20 protein-coding genes are annotated in these 18895 nt (G+C 33.1%); 4 read left to right on the top strand and 16 right to left on the bottom strand.

The window, feature by feature from the left end:
* Positions 1-320: 320 nt before the first annotated feature.
* The gene (metK, locus tag M2475_RS06870) at positions 321-1418 is read right to left on the bottom strand and encodes a methionine adenosyltransferase (protein ID WP_277490442.1); all 1098 of its coding nucleotides are present in this window, start codon (positions 1416-1418) and stop codon (positions 321-323) included.
* Positions 1419-1856: 438 nt separating this feature from the next.
* Between metK and M2475_RS06865 the strand changes: the two genes are divergently transcribed.
* Together M2475_RS06865 and M2475_RS06860 are read left to right on the top strand one after the other, a co-directional pair.
* Positions 1857-2219 (top strand): arsenate reductase family protein, encoded by a 363-nt coding sequence (locus M2475_RS06865; RefSeq protein ID WP_277490441.1) that lies wholly within the window; start codon positions 1857-1859, stop codon positions 2217-2219.
* Between the two features lie 27 nt (positions 2220-2246).
* Positions 2247-2618: a metal-dependent transcriptional regulator gene (locus M2475_RS06860; protein ID WP_277490440.1), complete on the top strand. Its 372-nt coding sequence runs from the start codon at positions 2247-2249 to the stop codon at positions 2616-2618.
* A gap of 63 nt (positions 2619-2681) precedes the next feature.
* Here M2475_RS06860 and M2475_RS06855 read toward each other — a convergent pair whose 3' ends face one another.
* The 13 genes from M2475_RS06855 to M2475_RS06795 all read right to left on the bottom strand — a co-directional run bounded on the left by M2475_RS06855 (position 2682) and on the right by M2475_RS06795 (position 14274).
* A complete protein-coding gene (locus M2475_RS06855) occupies positions 2682-2888 on the bottom strand; it encodes a FeoB-associated Cys-rich membrane protein (RefSeq protein WP_277490439.1) in 207 nt (68 codons plus the stop codon).
* Between the two features lies 1 nt (position 2889).
* Complete coding sequence (gene feoB, locus M2475_RS06850) at positions 2890-4944, bottom strand: ferrous iron transport protein B (RefSeq protein WP_277490437.1); 2055 nt, start codon at positions 4942-4944, stop codon at positions 2890-2892.
* 11 nt (positions 4945-4955) lie between these two features.
* The gene (locus M2475_RS06845) at positions 4956-5174 is read right to left on the bottom strand and encodes a ferrous iron transport protein A (protein ID WP_277490436.1); all 219 of its coding nucleotides are present in this window, start codon (positions 5172-5174) and stop codon (positions 4956-4958) included.
* Positions 5175-5194: 20 nt separating this feature from the next.
* Positions 5195-5407, bottom strand: a complete 213-nt coding sequence (locus M2475_RS06840) for a FeoA family protein (protein ID WP_277490435.1) — start codon at positions 5405-5407, stop codon at positions 5195-5197.
* A gap of 282 nt (positions 5408-5689) precedes the next feature.
* Positions 5690-6121: a hypothetical protein gene (locus tag M2475_RS06835; RefSeq protein WP_277490433.1), complete on the bottom strand. Its 432-nt coding sequence runs from the start codon at positions 6119-6121 to the stop codon at positions 5690-5692.
* Positions 6122-6134: 13 nt separating this feature from the next.
* Positions 6135-6992 (bottom strand): peptide chain release factor N(5)-glutamine methyltransferase, encoded by an 858-nt coding sequence (gene prmC, locus M2475_RS06830; RefSeq protein WP_277490432.1) that lies wholly within the window; start codon positions 6990-6992, stop codon positions 6135-6137.
* A complete protein-coding gene (gene prfA, locus M2475_RS06825) occupies positions 6992-8065 on the bottom strand; it encodes a peptide chain release factor 1 (RefSeq protein ID WP_277490431.1) in 1074 nt (357 codons plus the stop codon). Before prfA ends, prmC begins: the two co-directional genes overlap by 1 nt.
* 189 nt (positions 8066-8254) lie before the next feature.
* Positions 8255-8929, bottom strand: a complete 675-nt coding sequence (locus M2475_RS06820) for an AIM24 family protein (RefSeq protein ID WP_277490430.1) — start codon at positions 8927-8929, stop codon at positions 8255-8257.
* A gap of 116 nt (positions 8930-9045) precedes the next feature.
* Positions 9046-9249 (bottom strand): 50S ribosomal protein L31, encoded by a 204-nt coding sequence (gene rpmE, locus M2475_RS06815; protein WP_277490429.1) that lies wholly within the window; start codon positions 9247-9249, stop codon positions 9046-9048.
* A gap of 103 nt (positions 9250-9352) precedes the next feature.
* Positions 9353-10618 carry a UDP-N-acetylglucosamine 1-carboxyvinyltransferase gene (locus M2475_RS06810; RefSeq protein WP_277490427.1) on the bottom strand — a complete coding sequence of 422 codons (1266 nt, stop codon included), beginning with the start codon at positions 10616-10618 and terminating at the stop codon, positions 9353-9355.
* Positions 10619-10809: 191 nt separating this feature from the next.
* Positions 10810-12285: an NlpC/P60 family protein gene (locus tag M2475_RS06805; RefSeq protein WP_277490426.1), complete on the bottom strand. Its 1476-nt coding sequence runs from the start codon at positions 12283-12285 to the stop codon at positions 10810-10812.
* Positions 12286-12506: 221 nt separating this feature from the next.
* Positions 12507-12911, bottom strand: coding sequence for a large-conductance mechanosensitive channel protein MscL (gene mscL, locus M2475_RS06800; RefSeq protein WP_277490425.1), 405 nt, complete (start codon positions 12909-12911; stop codon positions 12507-12509).
* Between the two features lie 73 nt (positions 12912-12984).
* A complete protein-coding gene (locus tag M2475_RS06795; protein ID WP_277490423.1) occupies positions 12985-14274 on the bottom strand; it encodes an adenylosuccinate synthase in 1290 nt (429 codons plus the stop codon).
* A gap of 119 nt (positions 14275-14393) precedes the next feature.
* Here M2475_RS06795 and M2475_RS06790 point away from each other — a divergent pair, with 119 nt between their 5' ends.
* Entirely contained in the window at positions 14394-15278 is an 885-nt protein-coding gene (locus M2475_RS06790) for a LysR family transcriptional regulator (RefSeq protein ID WP_277490422.1), read from the top strand.
* A 29-nt stretch (positions 15279-15307) separates the two neighbouring features.
* Here M2475_RS06790 and M2475_RS06785 read toward each other — a convergent pair whose 3' ends face one another.
* Entirely contained in the window at positions 15308-15703 is a 396-nt protein-coding gene (locus M2475_RS06785; RefSeq protein ID WP_277490421.1) for a hypothetical protein, read from the bottom strand.
* Between the two features lie 197 nt (positions 15704-15900).
* Here M2475_RS06785 and M2475_RS06780 point away from each other — a divergent pair, with 197 nt between their 5' ends.
* Positions 15901-16983, top strand: coding sequence for an NAD/NADP-dependent octopine/nopaline dehydrogenase family protein (locus M2475_RS06780; protein ID WP_277490420.1), 1083 nt, complete (start codon positions 15901-15903; stop codon positions 16981-16983).
* A gap of 138 nt (positions 16984-17121) precedes the next feature.
* Here M2475_RS06780 and M2475_RS06775 read toward each other — a convergent pair whose 3' ends face one another.
* Entirely contained in the window at positions 17122-18882 is a 1761-nt protein-coding gene (locus tag M2475_RS06775) for a hypothetical protein (RefSeq protein ID WP_277490419.1), read from the bottom strand.
* Positions 18883-18895: the final 13 nt, after the last annotated feature.

Here is an 18895-nt window from a genome sequence, read left to right as displayed (position 1 = left end):
TGTCAATATAGGAATATAGTTTATTATTTTTCTTGTTTATCCATCACCTTTTGCTTCTTTTTCCTTCATTGTTGCATTTCTTCTGACATTCAAGCAAAGATTATAACTATATTTCTATAATTGCACACCAACAAGAAAGAAAGCATCTTACGATGCTTCCTCTCAAGTAAAATCAAAGGACTAGTTAGGATTCCTACCTCCCTGTATCATTATAATATATAATTAAATAATAATAATCAAGAAACTTTTTATCATCTGGATAAAATGGCAATATTTTGGAATAATTGTATAAGAAAAGAAGGATTTTATCCTTCTTCTTATTAATAATTAATCTTTTTCACCTTTTCCCAACTAAATTGTGGGTCACCAAAATGTCCATAACATGCTGTTTTAGAATAAATTGGTTTGCGTAAATCCAACTCTTCTAAAATATTGCTTACTTCAAAATTAAAGTTTGCTTTTATAATAGAAAGCAATTCTTCATCACTCTTTATACCTGTCCCAAAGGTATCTACCATTAAGGAAACAGGTTGACTTTTTCCAATTGCATAAGCTACTTGCACTTCACATTTAGAAGCCAGTTTATTAGCTACAATTGATTTAGCAACATAACGAGCATAATAAGCAGCACTACGATCTACCTTCGTTGGATCTTTACTAGAGAAACATCCTCCCCCAATGCGACCCATACCACCATAGGTATCTACAACAATTTTTCTACCGGTTGTTCCTGAATCACCAAAACTACCACCTAATATAAAACTACCACTTGGATTGATCAAATATTTTGTATTTTCATCAACCAAAGACTCTTCAATACATGGTTTGATAACTTCCTCCATCACCAAATCATTAATTTGTTGCTGTGTTGCATCTTTATCATGTTGTGTCGATACGACAACCGTATCAATCCGATGAACCTTTCCATCTTTATATTCAACACTCACCTGTGTTTTTCCATCTGGTTTTAATATTGAATTTTCTCTTCGTACTTTTGTTAACTGACGTGCTAATTTATGTGCATAATAGATTGGTGCTGGCATGTATTCATCACTTTCATCACAAGCAAAGCCAAACATTAAACCTTGGTCTCCAGCTCCAATTTCTTTGTTATCGTGCACGACTGCATGAGCAATTTCTGCTGATTGCTTATTAACCTTCACAACTACCTCATAGTCTTCATTATAGCCAATTGCTTTGATTGTAGCTTTGGCAATTGCTTCATAATTAATATCCGCTTTGGTATTTGCTTCTCCATAAACAAGGACAAAATTATCCTTAATCGTTGCTTCCACGGCCATCTTGCTTTGCTCATCTTCACGAAGTGCAGCATCTAAAATTGCATCTGCAATTTTATCACAAATCTTATCTGGATGTCCTTCCGTAATACTTTCAGATGTAAAAATATAATCTTTCATTTCTATTCCTTTCTGGCATAAAAAAATGCCTCCCCAAGAGAAGACATTAAACAAGCATAATGATTCTCTTATCGCTGTTAGCATTACCACCTTTCACTAAATGTGGAGGTTGGTGTTGGGCTACGAGCTAACTCTCTGTCCCAACTCTTGATAATTAATATACTAATATATTTAACCATAGTATTATCAGAACTGCAAGCAATTTTACTAGCAATTTAATAAAAGCTTATTTCTTCCAATAAATACATAAAATAATTACTATTTTAAACTTATTTATATGTTATATTATACTTTTTATAAATTTATAAAGTGCTCAATTATTGACTTATTTTAATTCTAGATATAGAATTAATTGACTAGTTTTTAAAAATCGCTTCCAAAAGAAAGCGTTTACATAGTATAATGAAGACAGTAAGATGAAAATATGAGGAGAATTATATGGTTCTATTAATCGAATATCCAAGATGTAGCACCTGCCAAAAAGCAAAGAAGTTTTTAAAAGTGAATAATGTAGAGTTTAAAACAAGGGATATTGTAGAAGATAAATTAAGTGAAGATGAAATACGGAAACTGTACAAAATGAGCAACCTTAGTCTGACACGATTTTTTAACACATCGGGTTCTCTTTATCGGCAACTCCGAGTAAAGGATCGTATTCATTCAATGAGTGAGGATGAACAAATAAAATTATTAGCATCCAATGGAATGTTAGTTAAACGTCCTATTTTAATTGTTGGTGATAAGGTTACCTGTGGTTTTAAAGAGGCAACATATTTGGACATGATAAATAATGTGGTATAATTATAATTAAGGTAGTGAGGTGATAAGATGCTTTTAGGTGAATCACTAGAAGATTACTTAGAATGTATTGTAATCTTAGCTGAAAAAGGTAAAGTTCGTTCTATCGATGTTGCAAGAATGATGGAAGTTTCTAAACCTAGTGTTAATAAAGCTATGAATAATTTAAAAGAGAAAGGGTTAATCACCCAAGAAACATATGGTGACATTCGATTAACTAAATCGGGTGAAGATATGGCTAAAATGATCCATAATCGCCATACAACAATCAGGAGCTTTCTACTAGAAGTTTTAGGAGTATCCGCTGATAATGCTGAAAAAGATGCATGTCGCATTGAACACATCATCAGTCAGGAAACCTTTGATAAGATTGTAGAATTTAAGAATAACTATAAAAAATAACGACGATGTCGTTTTTTTTATGGTTCAAAGAAAAAGTAGAAGGTATCCTTCTACTTCAACAATCTATACTTTTTTATGAGCTTTAGTGATTTCTTGCATATATTGTTGTATTCCTTTACAACCATCTATATGGTCACACCCCATACAGCTTCCACCACAGCCCAAAACACCATTCTTTTTATTTTCATAGTGTTGTTTTACTTTTATATAAAGTATCCATCCTACAAAGCTAATAGCAGCAATGAGAATTACAAAATCAATTATTTTCATTTTAAAAACCTAATAGGCCTCCTACATTGTAAATTAAGAATGAAACAATCCAAGCTACAACAATCCAAAATACCAATGCAAACCAAAATGTCTTACGATCATTTAACTCTGCTTTTAATGCTGCTACAGCAGCCATACAAGGTATACTCAACAAATTGAATGCCATAAAGGATAATGCAGCCAATGGTGTGAATGTAGCTCCTACCGTTGCAATTAACGATGTCGTAGCATCATCTTCACCAAGAAAATCTTCTTCGCTTTCCATATTCGTATATAAGACTCCCATTGTAGATACAACCGCTTCTTTAGCAATCAACCCAGTTAAAATAGCAACCACAGCTTTCCAACCATCTGGACCCGATACAAAACCTAACGGAATAAAGATGAATTTAATTCCATTGGCTAAAACACCTAAGATACTATTGCTACTATTTGCTTCTACCATATGTAATCCAAAATCAAAATTCGATAAGAACCACAATACAATTGTCGATGCAAGAATAACAGTTCCAGCACGAATAATATATCCTTTTAATTTATCCCATAAACGCAAAGCTAGATTCTTAAGTCTTGGAAAGTGATATGCAGGCATTTCCATAACAAATGGAGATGCATCACCTTTAAATACAAATTTTTTCAAAATAATGGCTGAAATAACTGCCACTAGAATTCCAAGCATATAAATACCAAAGGTCATTAAATCACCATGATCTGTAAATACAGCAGATGCAAACAATGCCCAAATTGGTGCTTTTGCCCCACAAGACATATATGGTACCAACATCATTGTTAACTTTCTTTCACGCTCACCTTCTAAAGTCCTTGCTCCCATAATTGCAGGTACACTACAACCAAAACCTGTTAACAAGGGAAGAAAAGCCTTTCCTGATAAACCAAATTTACGTAAAATACGATCCATCAAAAATGCTACTCGAGCCATATATCCACTATCTTCAAGAATACTTAAGAATAAGAATATCACTAAAATCTGTGGGATGAAAGACAATACTCCACCAACCCCTGCAACAATTCCATCAATCACCAATCCAAATACCCATGAACTTGCTCCAGCGCCTTCTAAGAGCCCTTCTAACCCCCCTGTAATCCATTCAACTGGTATTTCCATTAATCCTTGTAAATATACCCCAGGTGAGTTAATTCCTAGAAACAAGAAATTTTCTGAGAATGTCGTATGAAAAATAGCAAACATAATAAGTGCAAAGATTGGTAACCCCAAAATTTTACTTGTTAATACTCTATCAATCTTATCAGAAGTAGTTAAATCTCCCAATACACGACTTTTCTCTAAACTTCCACTTAATTCATCTTCAATAAATTGATAACGAATATCAGCTATCTCTGCTTCGCTATCCTCTGTTATCTCAACAATACGCTTAATTTCATTAGCTAAATTTTTAATTTCTTCACTTGCTAATAATTTTTCATCATTTTCTAAAAGTTTACTCGCTTTAAACGTTGGTTGTTTCAATCCATTCTTTACAAATAAATCATACAACGCATAAAATGATTTTTCCAACTTTGTGCCTTTAAATAAATTTAAAGGTTCTCTTTTGGTAGTTGTTTTTACTACCTCTTCCATCAACGCTTTGATATTTGTAGCACGTAAAGCACTAATTTCTACCAAAGGTATATTCAATTTTGAAGATAATAATGACAAATTTATCTTATCTTGATTCTTTTCTACCAAGTCCATCATATTTAATGCTCCAACTACTGGAATATCCGTTTCCAACAATTGAGTAGTAAGATAAAGATTTCGCTCTAAATTTGTTCCATCAATAATATTAATAATTACATCAGGTTTATCATTGATGATATAATCACGTGCAATTACCTCTTCTAATGTATAAGGTGACAAAGAATAAACACCAGGGAGATCTATAATATCCATTGGTGTCTTCGCTTTTTTATATTTACCTTCTTTTTTATCAACTGTAACTCCAGGCCAGTTCCCCACTTTTGCTGTACTGCCTGTCAATTCATTAAATAATGTTGTTTTACCACTATTTGGATTACCTACTAATGCTACTTTCATCATTGCTCCCCCTATTCAACTTCAATCTCTTGAGCTTCATCTTTTCTTAAAGATAACTCATAATTACGAACTGTTATTTCTATCGGGTCTCCTAATGGAGCAACTTTACGAACATAAATTTTGGTTCTAGGTGTAATTCCCATATCAAAAATTCTTCTACGGATTGGTCCTTCACCATGAACCTTTTTCACTGTAACCGTATCTCCAGGTGCTACTTCTTTTAGTCTCATTTTCGTCCTCCCCGTAACGCTTATGCAACAAGAATTTTTCTAGCTAATTGCTTATTCAAAGCAATTCTAGATTCCTTGATTTGGACAATGACATCCCCACTATTTTCCTTTACAACAACGACTTCTGCTCCAGGAAGCAATCCTAGATTTTGCAAATGCTTACTTGTTTTATCATCTAAGTGACATTTTAAAATTTTAACGCTTTTTCCAATCGGTGCAATAACTAACGGCATATATACATCATCCTCTCATAAGTTTTACTTTTACAGATATATGTTAGCACCAGCTAACTACATTGTCAATAATTTAGTTAACTTTTTCTAACTTTTTAACTTTTTAGTTGACAACCAAATCAATATGATATATTATGTGTATAGTTAGTTAAAGCTAACTTAATTATGTCTGGGACTCCTTTATGACAATCTTACCCATTTCTTATGCGATCCTTTTAAGAAATCTTTAGAATAAGAGACATAGAATAGCAAAGACCATGCGTTTATGCGCATGGTCTTTTTTTAGTCGTTACAAACATAATCAATATCTTCAATATTGCGAATCATATCTTTTACTTTTAAATCATCTGGAATCAAGAAAATAGAACGATCTTGATCTGGTAATTTACTAATATCTATTGTAATTGTTAAACTTGCCATCTTTGTTGATTCATCATAATCAGATTCAACATCCACACCATCTCGTTCAATAGAAGATGCATTTTTAGCCCAGTAATCATTAAAGTTATTCTCACCAACTTCATCTAATGTAGCTTTATCTATTTCTTGTTTACTTTCAATTGTAATATTGGTAATTTCATTATCATCATTATACTCAATATTCATAGTAGCTTTAGTCTCTCTATCATTATATTTACATACATAATAGTCTGATTCACTTCCACAAGCTACCAAGAGCAAAAGTAAGCTACACCCAAATATTAGTTTTTTCATATGATTACCTCACTTATTGTATCTTTATATTATTATAGATGAATAACATCCGATCTTTTCCATTTATATCTTGATATACTTCAATCTTTGCATCTACAAAATATTCTTTTGCTAAAGCTTTCAAGGCAACTTTTTGATCATACCCTATTTCAAACGCTAAAAAGCTTTTTTCTTTTAATACTTTATGTGCATTCTTAAAGATTTCATGATAGAATTTTAAACCATCATCACCACCAAACAATGCAACATGTGGTTCAAAATTAACAACACTTTCTTCCATAACTTCAGCTTTGGGAATATATGGAGGATTGCTTATTAAGATATCCGTTTTTAATCCCTGTTCAATAAAAGGATCTAACATATTTCCTACCATAAAAGCCACATTGGCATCTAGCTTATCAGCATTCTTTTTTGCCATCTCAACAGCTTCTACACTAATATCACTTGCTGCTACCTGAAGTTTCTTCTCTTCTAATTTTAAAGCAATTGCAATTGCTCCACTTCCTGTCCCTACATCGATAACTTGTACTTCTTCGTTAGGAAAGTAATCGTCATAAGCACTTAGAATATGCGCAACCAACTCCTCCGTTTCGGGGCGGGGAATCAATACATCTTCATTTACTAAAAATTGATATCCATAAAAATAACTGTATCCTAAAATGTGATCTAATGGTTCATGTGTTAATAAACGTTCTACTTTCTGTAGATACTCTTGAAGCAAACAATCTTCCATCTCTTCTTCATATTCCATATATAGATTATGTGCTTCTTTATTCGATAGCTCCAGTAACAGAAAGAATGGTGCCTGCTCACCAATACCTGCTTCCATACATTTTTTCTGTGCTTCTTTTAAAGCTACTTTATATTTCATTATGCATTACCTGCAAGTTTATCCTTTTGATCTTGTTCAAGAAGGGCATTGATAACATCATCAAGCTTTCCTTCCATAATACGATCAAGTTGTTGTAATGTTAAACCAATACGATGATCAGTTACACGGTTTTGAGGATAATTGTATGTACGGATTTTTTCACTTCGATCCCCTGTTCCAAGTTTACTTTTCCGCTCTGCATTACGTTCTTCTTCCTCTTTGCGCTTCATCTCTGTATATACCTTTGCACGAATCGTCATCAATGCAGTAGCACGATTTTCATGCTGGCTTCGTCCATCCTGACACTTTACTGATATCCCTGTTGGAATATGTGTTACACGAACTGCAGAATCCGTTTTGTTAACATGCTGTCCTCCAGCTCCACTTGCACGCATTGTATCAATTTCTAAATCATTAGGATCAATATCAATTTCATCTTCTTCAATCTCTGGATCGACAAGAACTGTTGCTGTAGAAGTATGTACGCGTCCTTGCGTTTCCGTTTTAGGTACCCGTTGAACACGATGAGAACCACTCTCAAATTTTAAATGTCCATATACTTCAGGTCCTTTTACCATAAAAGCAACCCTTGTGAAACCACCTGCTTCACTTTCCGACATTTCAATAATTTCCGTTTTCCATCCTTTGCTCTCTGCATATTTCACATACATTCTATACAAATCACCAGCGAAGATATTTCCTTCATCTCCCCCAGCTGCACCACGAATTTCCATGATAGCATTATTTTGATCAGCTGGATCTTTGGGAATCAATAAAATTTCCAATTTATCAAGTAACTCCTGCTTTTGAGGAAGCAATTCTTCTAATTCCATCTTTGCCATTTCCTTCACTTCAGGATCATTTTCTTTTTCTAGTTCCGTTGCATCTTCAATTCCTTGTAAAACACTCTTTAAATGAGAATATGTTTCAACAACCTGTGCAATTGAAGACTGTTCTTTCCCCAATTTTGCTAGTTGTCGGTTGTCACTTAAAACTTCTGGACTCATCATCAATTCACTTATTTCTTGATATCGCTGTTCTATCTTCTCTAAACGCTCTATCATTGCACTCATATATAAAACTCCTCTCACGATAATTTCGACGTTATTATTATACCACGCTATAAAGCATTTTATTAAAAAAGATGGAATTTATCCATCTCTTCTATTTAGACAATCAATTTTTTTACTTTTTGATTATAAGCACTCTAAATTTATCGCTTTATTAATCTTCTTTCTAATTCTTATGATATTTCTTATCAATTATTTACCTTGTGGTAAAAATGGGATTAATGTTGCTGCTAATCCACCAGCTGTCATCGTTTGTACTGTTACTTTTCCTGGACCATATACAACCGTGTCAAAAAATCCTTCTCCACCTAACACTTTATTCTTTAAACCTTTTACTTTTTCAATTTCTAATTTACAAGTCTCATCCATCATAGAAACTACTCCAGTATCACAAACCAGTTTCTCTCCATCAGCTAAATCATATTCAACAGAGTATCCATCAAGTTCAATAAATGCCGTTCCAGGTCCTGTAACCTTTTGCATTATAAATCCTTCTCCGCCAAAGAATCCAGCTCCTAGCTTACGTTGAATGAAAGTTGATAACTCTACCCCTTCGGTTGCTGCTAAAAAGGCTGTTTTTTGACAGATAATGCTTTGTCCTGATGCTAATTCAACTGCTCTAATTGACCCTGGAAATGATGATGAAAATGCTATTTGAGCATGCGTTACAGCTGTATAATGACTCAAGAATAAACTTTCGCCACTCATCATACGACCAAACATCTTTCCAGCACCTCCACCTTTGGTTTCGGTAGTGATATCACCTTTTACCCAAGATCTTCCTCCATTCTCACTAATCATGACTTCGCCCGGTTCTAAATCACAAAGAACGGTAGGCAATGGTTCTCCAACTATTTTGTATTTCATAAGTCCTCCTATTGTTACTTAAGCTAAGCATAATATATTTTACTCAATAATTCTATACTTTAATCATTTTTATTATAATGAAAAAGAAAAAGCAAAGATTTTCATCTTTGCTTTCTTTATTTTATACCGTATTTCTTGTTAAACTTCTCTACACGTCCTTGTGCAGCTGCGAAACGTTGTCTTCCTGTATAGAATGGGTGACAATTTGAACAAGTATCAACTTTTAAATCTTTTGCTGTAGATCCTGTTTCAAACTCTGTTCCACATGTTGAACATTTAACTGTAATTTTATGATATTCTGGATGTATTCCTTTTTTCATAACATTCATCTCCTTCCGCCTTAAACTCTTTGCGAGCTTAAAGTAAGTGCTTATTTATTATACTATAATTTCATTATAATTCAAGTATTTTAACACGAATTGCTTAATCCACTGTTATTTTACGAATAACAGCACCAAGATCGCGAAGTTTTCCTACAATATTTTCATAACCTCTCTCAATATGATAGATTTCATGAATCTCTGTTGTTCCTTTAGCAATCAAACCTGCAATTACCAAACTAGCACCACAACGTAAATCAGTTGCTTCTACACTTGTTCCAGTAAGCGGTGTTGGTCCATTAACAAATGAACTTGAAGATATCACATCAATATTGGCACCCATCTTATTCAATTCATAACAATGTTTAAAACGTTCTGTATAAATTGTTTCAGTTACCACTGATTGACCTTCACACTGCGTTAAAAGAGTTGTCAGAGGTTGTTGCATGTCAGTAGCAAACCCTGGATATGGTCCCGTTTTAATATCTACTGGTTTAAGTATCTTATTTCTTCCATGAACCACAACTTTATCAACATCAACATCTAAATCAACACCAATATCTTCTAATTTTGAAATCAATCCATCTAAATGCTGAGGAATGATATTTTCAATTGTTACATTATTCCCTGCAGTAGCAGCTAAGGTAAGATATGTAGCAGCTTCAATACGATCTGGAATAATCTCATGGAAACAACCATGCAATGACTCCACACCAGTAATTGTAATCACATTCGTTCCCATACCACGAATCTTTGCACCCATCTTATTTAACAATGTTGCAATATCAATAATTTCTGGTTCTTTGGCAGCATTTTCAATCGTTGTCTTTCCTTTAGCAAAAATAGCTGCTGTCATTATATTAATCGTCGCTCCAACACTAGAGATATCTAAGAATATCTTATCGCCAATTAACTCTTCTGCTTCAATAATATAGCAACCTTCTTCATATCTGACACTTGCGCCTAAAGCTTCAAAGCCCTTTAAATGCAAATCGATTGGTCTAGGACCTAAATAACATCCACCAGGCATCTTAATTGCTACACGTTTATATTTCGTCAATAAAACTCCCATAAAATAGTAAGATGCTCTTAATTTTGTAACCGTCTCACTATCCATAGGTTTGTTTTTCATTTCACTTGAATCAATTACAATATGATCCGTCCCTTTCATAATAACTTTTACATCAAGTTCTTCCAATAATATTTTTAAAGATTTAACATCAGCAATTTCTGGTACACCTACAATTGTAACTGGTTCATCTGATAAGATAGCAGCTGGAATTAATGCAACTGTAGCATTCTTCGAACCAGAAATACGAACGGTTCCACTTAGCTTATGTCCACCTTCGATTTGTATAATTTCCTTCATGGTATTCTCCTTAGCACGTCCTAATAATTATAATTCATTTTCCCTTTAATATCTATCCTTTATAGTAAAAAAAATAAGAAAATAAAAACAATTATCTTATCTCATATAAGAATACAACTGCATTATTATTATGAAAGATAATTGCTTTTAAATTTTCAATAAAAAAAGGCTTATTTATAAGCCTTTAATTCTTATTGTACACGAATTACTACGAATCCTGAACCCATCCATGCAGATGCAACTCTTGTAGTTCCCATGTATCCACCGTGAACTGCTTGTCCACCACCGATATAAATCGCAACATGAGGTACTCCAGCTCCACCATCAGCATAGTAGATGATATCTCCAGGTTGTGCTTCTGATACAGAAACAATTGTACCTAATGACATATATCCAGCTGGTGCACTATGGAAGTTAATTCCAACTGCTCTAAGTGAATTTGTTACTAGCATTGTACAGTCTTGAGCAACACCAATTTGAGCCATAGCTGCTGCTACAATAGAACCTGCATTTTCATAACTAGGTGCACTATTCACTTCGTTATCAGTATTGTAATCAGTTGATGAAACTTCAGTAGCTTCTGCTTCTTCTTCCTCATCTTCTGTTTCATTAACGATAACTTTTAATTTTGCTTCTCCAACGTTTCCATTTGAGTCTTTTGCTTTATATACTAATGTATATTCACCTGGTTCCCATCTGTCTTCGTCTTTAATTTCTACTTCTCCATCGATTGTATAATTTGTAATATCACCATCGTAGTTATCTGCAATCGTGTTAACAAATTTCTTTGGATTAAAGTTATCTACATCATCAATTTCAACTTCATTAGTTTTTAAATTAATTACTGGCGCTTGTGTATCTACATATTGTACATCTAACTTATATGTATATACTGCTCCATCTACTTTTTCACTCACTTTTTCAGGTTCTGTAATTTCCACTTTCCCAAATTCATCAGCTACATAAGTTTCTTTTGTTTGAACTTTAATAGTAATTTCATCTTCTTTTAATTCTTTTGTAGGTTCTTGTTCAACTTCTACTACATAATTACCAATTTCGTATCCTACTGATCCATCAGCTAATGTAACAGCTTCTGCATTATTCACATTTCCTGTGTCATCTGCCAAGATATCTTTCACAACATCTACAATTGCACTGTCATCACCATAGTTGATTTCAATTACTTCATTGTTATATGCTTCAACTTCTTGTGGTTCTAATACAGCGGCACTTACTTTTGAACGATTCATACCTGTTACAGTGAATGTCAATGCAAATACAACTACTGCTACACCACTTGTCATTACAAAGTGACGGAAGTCAAAGTGAATCTTCCCAAATTTAGCTTCGATACGTTCCACAGCATTTTTTGCTCCAGTTTGCATTACAGTTGCAAAGTTTTTCACAGCTCTAATAACTACTGGTTCAAGTTCTTTATACGCTACAGCCGCCTTTACTCCACAAGCATTAGCAACACGAATACATAATGTTTCTAACTCTTTGTAAGCCACTCCAGCTTTCACAAGGCAAGAACTAACAGCCTTTATCAATATATCAGTACCTTTTTTAAATACAGGTCCTAAATAATTTTTAGTGTCATTGATTTTATTAATCCCTAATTGTTTAAAATCATTGATTTGTTCTATGAATTTTTTCTTGGAATCCATTTTCTCACTCCTTTGATTTTACAATAGCAATTTTAGCACATTAAGTTCAATCCCTCAACCTTATCCCAAACTTTCACATATTTAAAAAAAAGCCCTTAAATACTGGACTTTCTAATGCTTTTGTGAATTGTATTAAGCATAAAAAACGGGGGCTTAATAGCCACCATTTTAAAGTGTTTTACAACCGTATTAATTAACTAATACAATTAATACACTGAATTTTACTTGTCTTTTAGAAGGTCTCTGATTTCTTCTAACAATACGGTTTCTTCAGATTTTTGTGGTTTTTCTTCAACAACTTCTTCTTTATTTTTGCGTTTAAATCGTAAAATGATTCTAAGCGCTACAAAAATACTAAAAGTAATCAATAAGAAGTCAATTATGTTTTGAAGAAACACTCCATAACGTAGAACCACATCTTCTCCGCCTGATCCACTTCCTAATACCAATGTCCAATCTGCCATCTCTCCTGTATCTAACAACATGGAAATTAACGGTGTAATGATATCACTCACTAGGGAAGTCACAATTTTCCCAAAGGCACCACCAATTACTACCCCAATTGCCATATCTAGCACATTTCCTTTTAAAGCAAACTCTTTAAATTCCTCAATAAACCTTTTCATATATACTGCTCCTCTCCAATATTCATCCTTATTATACCGTATTTTCATAAGAACGATAACCTATATGCAAAATTTATTGAGAAATTATATCATGTAAATATATATTATGTTCTCGGCCTGGTCCAACAGATACCATTGAAATTCTAGTATTTGTATATGCTTCAATTTTATTCAAGTACTTCTTGCAATTTTCTGGTAATGCTTCCCAAGAAGAAAGCTTACTGATGTCTTCTTCCCATCCGGGTAGAATTTCATAAATAGGTTTCGCTTTTGCTATTTTCTCAAGCATTGCAGGAAGATAATTATATACCTTTCCATCAATTTCATAACCTACACATACTGGAATTTCTTTTAATCCTGATAACACATCGATCTTTGTCACAACTAAATCCGTAAGTCCATTTATTTTTGCGGCATGTCTAACAACCACTAAATCTAGCCAACCACATCTTCGCGGCCTTCCTGTTGTCGCACCAAACTCTGCACCCTTCTCACGAATCATTTCACCTTGTTGATCCAATAATTCACTTACAAAAGGTCCTTCCCCTACTCTTGTTGAATACGCTTTTACCACTCCTACAATTCGATCTAACTTTTGTGGTGATATTCCCACACCAGTACAAACTCCTGCACTTGTTGGTGATGAACTTGTTACATAAGGATATGTTCCATAATTAATATCAAGCATTGCTGCTTGTGCACCTTCAAATAATACAAATTTATCTGCATCCAAAGCTTGATTTATATCCTCCAAAGAATCAATCATTCGTGGTAAGATATGCTCTCTTATCTTTTCAAATTGTTTCACCATTTCATCATAGTCAAACGGCTCTTTTCCATATAGCTTTACAATTTCATCATTTTTCATTCGTAATGTGAATGCTAACTTTTCTTTGAATAATTCAAAATCTTCTAAATCCGCGACTCGAATTCCTATACGTTGAAATTTATCTGCATAACATGGACCAATGCCACGTTTTGTAGTTCCTACCTTATTTTCTTTTTTATATTCTTCTTGATATTTATCCAAAGCAATATGATAAGGCATAATTAAATGGGCTCGATCACTTATAAATACATGCTCTGTAGACATACCACCTTTTTCAATAAGTGCTATTTCTTCTAAAAAAACAAATGGGTCTACTACAACCCCTGGACCAATGATACATTTAGACTGCTTATGAAGTACTCCAGAAGGTAATAAATGTAAAACATGTTTCTTCCCATCTACAACTACTGTATGCCCTGCATTATTACCACCTTGAAAACGCACTATATAATCAACCTTATTCCCTAATACATCTACAATCTTACCTTTTCCTTCATCTCCCCATTGTGTTCCAACGACTACATATCCTGCCATACATATCACCTATAAGATATTAAATATCTTACCTTTCTATTTATTACAAAATAATTATAGTACAATTCATTGTATAAGTTTAATTAATATTTGATATAATATTTATAAGAGGTGCTTATATGAAAACGAAACTAGATAATTATCGCATATTTTATGAAGTAGCAACTAATCTTTCCTTTTCTAATGCCGCTAAAAGTCTTTATATTTCTCAATCTGCGGTTTCTCAATCCATTAAACAATTAGAAAACGATCTAGAGTGTCAACTATTTCATCGCTATTCACGAAAAATATCGCTAACACAAGAAGGAACAATATTATATGACTATATAAAATCCGCGATGGAATCCATTGATGTAGCAGAACAGAAAATTAATAATTTAAAAAGTTTAGATGATGGGAGTCTAATAATTGGTGCTGCCGACACAATTACAAGTAATTTCCTTCTTCCTTATCTAGAACAATTTCATTTTCTTTATCCAAACATTCATCTACAAGTATTCAATGCCACATCCATCGAAATGATTCCATTAGTAAAAAGTGGTAAGGTAGATATAGCCTTCGCTAATTTACCGATTCATGATGATGACTTATATATTCAAAGTTGTGCAGACATTCATGATATCTTTGTCTGTAGCTCAAGAATGGAAATTAAAGACAGTTATACTCGCAAAGAAATCGCTGAACTTCCTTTAATTTTATTAGAGAAAAATTCAAATTCCAGATTGTTTGTAGAAGAAGAATTTCTTAAAACCCACATTAGTCTTAATCCACATATAGAGATTGGAGCCCATGAATTGTTATTACAGTTAGCTAGTATCAATTTGGGTGTATCTTGTGTTATCAAAGAATTCTCAACATCCTACCTTGAACAAAACAAACTTAAAGAACTTACATTAAAACAACCATTGCCATCCCGTTCCATCGGATATATCCAGCAAAGAGATTTTCCATTAAGTACAGCAGCTGAAACATTTATTAAATTAATCAATAAAACTAACATTTAAAAACCCAATGTTTCTTACGAAACACTGGGTTATTTTTCATACATAGGTTGATTGTTTACCATAACAAATAATACGGTTGCTTCTTCGCTACTTCCATTCCAAAGAAAGATAAGTTTACTTATATTCGGTTTCCCTTTCCCCTCATGCACCTTAATAATAATTGCCACCTTATCATTTCCTTCTTCCTTTATAATCCAATCACTTTTATCTGGAGTTGTATAACCATAAGATGCAAATGTGGAAATTATAAATTCATCCTGTGTCATTCCACTTATGACTTCTTCATTCTCTTGTGACTCTTCCGTGTTTTCATCAACCGTTTTTATGACGTCTGTATCCTTCTCTTTTTCTGTGGTTGTATTATTACTAGTACAGCCAACCACCAATAGTCCTAATAAGACTATCAATACCATGCGTTTCTTCATAGTATTACCTCCTTCCAACATATAAGCCCTGGACATAGATAACCTATGATTCGACCAAATCTATTATATCATAGTTTATATTTCGAACAGGAAAAGCGATTTCTTTAATTGTTTATAATTATAATTTTTCCATTATATAATTCGATTATTCAAAAAAAGCAGTTTATAATAAAAATAAAGGAAAGGAGTATAACTTTATGAAAACAAAAATAGCAGTACTTGGTGGTGGCAATGGTGGACATGCCGCTGCTGCAGACCTTAGTATGAAAGGTTTTGAAGTACATATGTATGAAGACGAGCGATTTGCGAAAAACATGAAAAAAGTATTTGATACAAAAACAATCAAAATAAAAGGTGCATGTGGAGAAGGTGATGTTGAGATTGCAATGGTTACAAGCAATCTTGAAGAAGCAATTAAAGATGTTGAATTTATACTTGTTGCTGTACCTGCTTTTGCACACAATGTTTATGCAGAAAAACTTAAGAGACTTGTGAAGCCTGGACAAATTGTTTTTGTATTACCTGGAACTTTTGGATCTCTTCTTTTTTGGAAAGCTTTTCAAGAACAAGGGATTACAGGAGTACAAGTTGCAGAAACGCATACACTACCTTATGCAACACGTTTGATAACACAAGGGGAATCGCTTGTAATGAGTCGCTTTAACCCACTAAAAGTTGGTGTTATTCCAGCCAATAAAACTACGGAAGTAGTAAATCGTTTATCAGTATTATTTGATGGACTAGAACCAATAGAAAGTGTAATTGCTTGTGGCCTTTCTAGTTTAAATCCTATCATTCATGTACCTGGGTGTATTTTGAATGCCGGAAGAATTGAAATAGCAAAAGGTGAATTCTATTTCTATACAGAAGGCTTTAGTGATTGTGTGGTAAGAGCCACAGAAGCCATCGATAAAGAAAGGATTTCTTTACTTGATAGTTTTGGCTACAAGTCAGATATCGCAGCTCATGGCGTTGGAGGAACAATTAAAACAGACAGTATTAAAGAAGCTATCGCTTCTGATCCAAATTTCGCTAAAATAAAAGGTCCAGCTGATTTAAAAAATCGTTACTATTCTGAAGACATTCCCTTTGGTCTTGCTTCTTGGGCAAAAATTGCTCATCAATACAACATCCAAACACCAATCATGGATTCTATGATAAATTTAGGATCTGTCATTCTTGAACAAGATTGTTGGACAAGTGGTAGGTCCTTAGAAGAACTTGGCATCCAAGGAATGGATAAAGATACTTTAAAAGCTTATTTAGTTGAAGGAAAATAAATACTAATAATTAGAGTGCAAATTCAAAAATAAACTCTATATAGTTAGTCGTATTCAAAAAACCAGAATTTCTAGTGAAACTCTGGTTTTTTTACTAGACACTGTTCTAAACCAAGTATCAATACCTTCTTACTATCCCTAATATTTACTCAACTTATTTTCCCAGTATTCTTTATGTTCTGGTTGTTCTATTATCAACTTGTTTACCAACATTTCTAATACTGCAACTTTTTTATGACGATCTGCAAGTATCGCACGATAGACATCCTTTGTAGTTCCGATAATTCCATCGTTTCTATCCAAACTGTCTAAAAACTTTTCGCCATATTCATCGATTACATAATCCCATAAAAACCAACTCACGTTAGCCTGATTGTCACCTTCAAAACTTTCAAAATAATCTTCTGCTTCCAACCACTCTACATCATTACGCTTTTTATCACCTAAGCCTGCAAAATATTCATCTCTTAATTTATCTTTTTCCGCTTGCGTTGATGGCCAATTAGACTGACAAGAAAGGGCTAATTCTATATAATGATATTTTCCAAAAAAGACTAGAGGTTTCTCACCCTTTTTATAAATTACACAATACATTTCATAAGGGAAACTTTTATAATCAATTACCCATTCATCAAATTTACTAACCAAAAAACCACCCGAATGCAACAACTTAATCCCTGTTTCACTCAATAAATCATCTTTTCTCGCATTCAATTCATGCAACGCCTGATGGATATAATCTACACTATTTGGATTTAATATACAATTAGGGCTTCCTACTATAACAAGAAACTCTTGTTCAAAAACTTTCGTAATATCTTCTTCTACTTCTAAACCCTTGTTTTTAGCTTCCTCCACTGTATAAATGTAATCTTCTGAATTACTATTAAAACTTTGATGTAGTTTCTCTAATGCTTGCTTTTTATTATTATAAAAATTCTCTATGCACGTTTCTATTTCTTTAGCATAAGCTTCTCTACTCTCAGGACTCATAAGCGTTAATAAGTTTTCCATTTTTTTAATTGTACTAAGAGCAGTACATTTATCTTTCACATAACGATTAAAGTAGTTAATTATAATGATATTTAATTCATCATCATTTTCAAAAAACCCACTATCCATTCTCTCTTTTATATAAGCAATACTATCATCAAGACTTTTTTCATCAATATAATCTGATAATACAGTTATAGTATCTATTGATAGCTCACTTTCTCGCATTGCTTTATTTAAATATCCTTGTAAGATATTGTCATCACCCTCTGTCGTTTTTTCAATAACCTTGCTCAATATTATTTCACCAAACATATAACCCTGTAAATCTCCTCCACCCATATTAATTAAGAGTTTACGGAAATAAGCATAATCTTCATATTCCTCCAAAGCAACAAGTACATCCTCTTCAACTTCCTCAATAAACTCATCTCCATATTGTCCTAGATTTACAATTCTACTTATCAAAAGTGAATAAGTGTTTTTATTATACCCCCACTTTTCATATAGATGCATTGCATCCTCACATTGATTAACTTCATGATTTAAATCCATTGAGCTAACTAACTTCGCATATAAATCAACATCACTGATATTCTTCTCTGCCAATCTATAAGCAGCTCTTTCACCAGCTTGCACCTCATCATTCTTCCACAATTGCAATGCATAACTAGAAGTATTATATAAGTATAAGTGATTAATTAACTTTCTTAGTATAGATTCTCCTTTTTCTGTTTGAATTAAATTATCTGTCAATACATCTTCATCGAAGCCTTCCATATAATCATTATAGAGTCCACTATAATAACTACCATAGTTATTAATGCTAATATTCTTTTTCTCTATTTTCTCAATCAACTCATCCACAAATTTTTCTAAATTCTCTACATTTAATTTTTCTTGCATAGTTTATCTCCTA

It is taken from the genome of Breznakia sp. PF5-3 (genome assembly GCF_029504745.1).
Classification (GTDB): Bacteria; Bacillota_I; Bacilli_A; order Erysipelotrichales; family Erysipelotrichaceae; genus Breznakia.
Note: the sequence above shows the minus strand (reverse complement) of the source record. Positions and strands in the feature narration are given on the sequence as shown.